This window comes from Kitasatospora sp. NPDC059146 (genome assembly GCF_042786665.1).
GTDB lineage: Bacteria > Actinomycetota > Actinomycetes > Streptomycetales > Streptomycetaceae > Kitasatospora.
Genome location: NZ_JBHZCY010000280.1, coordinates 1 through 1,065 on the forward strand (window position 1 = coordinate 1; position 1,065 = coordinate 1,065).

The 1,065-nt window shown below is 68.9% G+C and carries 1 protein-coding gene; it reads right to left on the reverse strand.

Going from position 1 to position 1,065, the window contains the following annotated elements:
* Nucleotides 1-1,043, reverse strand: a 1,043-nt coding sequence (locus ACFXPX_RS43915) for an IS630 family transposase (protein ID WP_380533209.1), incomplete at its 3' end; no start/stop codon positions are given.
* Between the last annotated feature and the right edge of the window lie 22 nt (nt 1,044-1,065).

Below are 1,065 nucleotides of genomic sequence, written 5' to 3' on the forward strand. Positions count from 1 at the left end.
TTGGTCCAGACGTAGGGCCGGGGGTCGGTGTTCCAGTCGGCGACCCAGGCGCGGATGTCGCGTTCGAGGGCCTGGACGGAGCGGTGGACGCCGCGGCGGAGCTTCTTGTTGGTGAGTTCGGCGAACCACCGCTCGACCAGGTTCAGCCAGGACGAGCCGGTCGGCGTGAAGTGCAGGTGGAAGCGTGGGTGTGCCAGCAGCCACTTCTTGACGGTCTCGGTCTTGTGAGTCGCGTAGTTGTCGCAGATCAGGTGTACGTCCAGGCCGGCCGGGACCTCCCGGTCCAGCTTGGCCAGGAACTTCTTGAACTCGGCGGTGCGGTGACGCCGGTGGAGGGAGCCGATCACCTTGCCGGTGGTCGCGTCCAGGGCGGCGAACAGTGTTGTGGTGCCCGCGCGCAGGTAGTCGTGGCTGGCCCGCTCGGGGACGCCGGGCATCATCGGCAGCACCGGCTGCGAGCGGTCCAGCGCCTGAATCTGGGACTTCTCGTCCACGCAGAGCACCAACGCCCGCTCAGGCGGGTCGAGGTAGAGCCCGACGACGTCGTGGACCTTGTCGACGAAGAACGGGTCGGTGGACAGCTTGAACGACTCGGCCCGGTGCGGCTGGAGACCGAACGCCCGCCAGACCCGCGAGACCGTGGACTGGGACAGGCCCACCCGCTCGGCCATCGAGCGGGTCGACCAGTGCGTGGCGTTCTTCGGTTTCGTCTCCAGAGTCACCCGGACCAGCTCGGCGACCTGCTCGTCGGTGACCGTCCGGACCCGGCCTGGGCGGGGTGCGTCGCCGAGGCCGTCCAGACGGTCCTTGAGGAAACGGCCCCGCCACTTGGAGACCGTCTCCGTGGTCACCCCGGTTGAGGCGGCCACCGAACTGGCCGAGCGGGCAAGCCCGTCAGGCTCGACCTCGGCACACGCAAGAACGATCCGGGCTCTCAACGCCAGGGCCTGCGGGGTGGACTGGCCCCGCACCCACGCGCCGAGCACCTGCCGCTCGTGATCCGACAACACCAGCTCGGCCAGCCTCGGCCCAGGACGTCCCATGCACTGACCAACGACGGATCAA